The organism is Kitasatospora sp. NPDC057512 (assembly GCF_042802135.1).
In the GTDB taxonomy this organism is placed as follows: domain Bacteria; phylum Actinomycetota; class Actinomycetes; order Streptomycetales; family Streptomycetaceae; genus Kitasatospora.
This window is the reverse complement of the sequence record NZ_JBHVET010001046.1, coordinates 1-2,227: the sequence shown is the minus strand read 5'-3', so window position 1 is coordinate 2,227 and position 2,227 is coordinate 1. Positions and strand designations below refer to the sequence as shown.

Genomic DNA, 2,227 nt, shown 5'->3' with positions numbered 1-2,227 from the left:
CCGCGACGGCGCGCTCGGGGGCCGGTACGCACCCGTGGCGGGGTCAGCCCACCGCGGCGGCCGCCAGGTCGGCCGCGGTGTCGGCGCAGCCCCAACTGAGGGTGACGCCGGCGCCCCCGTGGCCGTAGTTGTGGACGGTCCGGCCGTCCGGCTCCGCTTCGAGGCGGGGGCCGCCGTGGCGGGCGGGCCGCAGGCCGACGACGTGGCCCAGGACGCGCGCCTCGCGCAGCGCGGGGATCCGGGCCGTGCAGCGGGCGAGGATGGCCTCGGCGGTGGCCGGGTCGGCGACGGTGTTCCAGTCGTCCGGCTCGAAGGTGCCGCCGAGGACGACGTCGGTGCTGCGGGGGTGGATGTACGTGTAGCCGGCCGGGTCGTCCTGGATCCGGGTCGAGGTGGGCAGGCCGGGGTTGCGGACCAGGACGAGCTGGCCCCGGATCGGGTGCACGGCCCGGTCGTCGCACAGCTGCCGGGCGCCCAGCCCGGTGGCGTTGACGACCACGGGCGCCCAGGCGCGGGCCTGGTCGAGGGTGTCGAGACGGCGGTGGACGATCGCTCCGCCGTTGTCGACGAACCGGCCGAGCAGCCAGGGCAGGTAGAGCGGCATCTCGACGGCGGGCGCGGTGAACGACCAGCCGTCCGCGCAGTCCGCTCCCCGTTCGGCGGCCGTCAGCCGGCGCAGGTCGGGGACGGCGTCGCCCCACCAGGGCAGGCCCGCCGACTGCCGCTCGTGCTCCAGCATCCGGGTGCTGCGCATCGAGACGCCGGGTACGCCCTCCTCGGCCTGGCGGGCGAACTCGGCGAACGCCGTCGCGGACCAGTCCGCCACCACGCCGCCGGTGCCCGTGGCGACCGGGAACCAGACGGCGGCCGCCACCGCCGAGGTCGTCGACAGCAGGCCGTCGGCCGTCACCACGACGACCCGAAGCCCCCTCTCCTGGAGGCGGATCGCCGTGGTGAGCCCGATGATCCCGCTCCCGACCACGACGACGTCCATCACGCCGTCCACCGCGCCGCCCGTCACACCGTCCATCGTGCCGCCCGTCACACCGTCCATCGTGCCGCCCATCGCGGACCCCTCCCTCGAAGGCCGCCCGCCGGGTGCCGGCGGCCCTCCCCAGGAAAGCGGCTCGCGCCGGACGCCGTCCAAGACCGGTTCTGTCCGGAAGCGATAAGCCGCCCTTATCATCGCCGGATGGATCTGCGGATGGATCTGCGGCGCATGCGCTACTTCTCGGTGCTGGCCGAGGAGTTGAACTTCACCCGGGCCGCCCGCCGGCTGCACGTGGCGCAGCCGGCGCTGAGCCAGCAGGTCAAGGCGCTGGAGCGGCAGCTGGGCGTGGAGCTGGTCGAGCGCACCAGCAAGGGCTGCGCGCTGACCCCGGTCGGGCGCGCGGTCGCCGAGGAGGCCCGGCGGGTGCTGCGGGAGGTGGCGGCGGCCGAGGAGCGGGTCGCGGCGGTGGTCCAGGGGCGGGAGGGGCGGCTGCGGGTGGCGTACACCCGCTCGGCCCGGGGCGGGGTCTGCGACGCCCTGGTGACGGAGTTCCGCAACCGCTACCCGCGCCTGGACGTCGCCCTGCAGACCGGCTGGACCTCGCACAACGTCGCCGAGCTGCTCGCCGGGCGGCTGGACGCGGCGTTCGTCCGGCCGCCGCTGGACGTCCCCGGGCTCGACTGCCGGATCGTCGCCGAGGAGGAGCTGCTGCTCGCCGTGCCGGCCGGCCATCCGCTCGCCCGCACCCGGGCCCGGATCGCCCGGCACCGGATCGCGGACGAGCCGGTGGTGCTGTGGCCGCGCCAGAACGGACCCGGGATGCACGCGCTGATCACCGGGCAGCTGTGGCCGGGCCGGTCGCCGCGGATCGTGCGGGAGGAGCCGGACGACGAGCAGCTCCTGCTGGCGGTGGCGGCGGGGTACGGCATCGCGCCCATCCCCGAGGGCCGCGCCCGGGTGTTCCGGATACCCGGCGTCTGCCTGCGCCGGCTGACGGCCCCGGTGCCGACCGTCACCCTGGGGCTGGCCCACGATCCGCGGACGGCTCCCCCGGCCGTCCAACTGCTGCTGGCGATGGCCCCGCCGCTCGCGGGGTCCGCGGGCGACTGACCGGACCGGTGAGCCGGCCCGGACGCGGAGAGACCGTTCCCGGACAACGGAGAGACCGTGCCCGGACACGGAGAGGCCGTTCCCGGACGCGGGGAGACCGTGCCCGCCCCCGTCATGCCCCGGGGG

Annotated in this window: 2 protein-coding genes; one reads left to right on the top strand and one right to left on the bottom strand. The window is 76.5% G+C overall.

Annotation, left to right across the window (positions count from 1 at the left end; all coding sequences use genetic code 11):
- Positions 1–43: 43 nt before the first annotated feature.
- Positions 44–1,066, bottom strand: a complete 1,023-nt coding sequence (locus tag ACFU6K_RS37370) for an FAD-dependent oxidoreductase (RefSeq protein ID WP_380670860.1) — start codon at positions 1,064–1,066, stop codon at positions 44–46.
- A 126-nt stretch (positions 1,067–1,192) separates the two neighbouring features.
- Here ACFU6K_RS37370 and ACFU6K_RS37365 point away from each other — a divergent pair, with 126 nt between their 5' ends.
- A complete protein-coding gene (locus ACFU6K_RS37365) occupies positions 1,193–2,101 on the top strand; it encodes a LysR family transcriptional regulator (protein ID WP_380670858.1) in 909 nt (302 codons plus the stop codon).
- The last annotated feature ends 126 nt before the right edge of the window (positions 2,102–2,227 follow it).

What these genes read in the sequence shown, in the direction of transcription:
- ACFU6K_RS37365 (WP_380670858.1), top strand. Translation starts at nt 1,193, where the DNA reads ATGGATCTGCGGATGGATCTGCGGCGCATGCGCTACTTCTCGGTGCTG.
- ACFU6K_RS37370 (WP_380670860.1), bottom strand. Translation starts at nt 1,066, where the DNA reads ATGGGCGGCACGATGGACGGTGTGACGGGCGGCACGATGGACGGTGTG.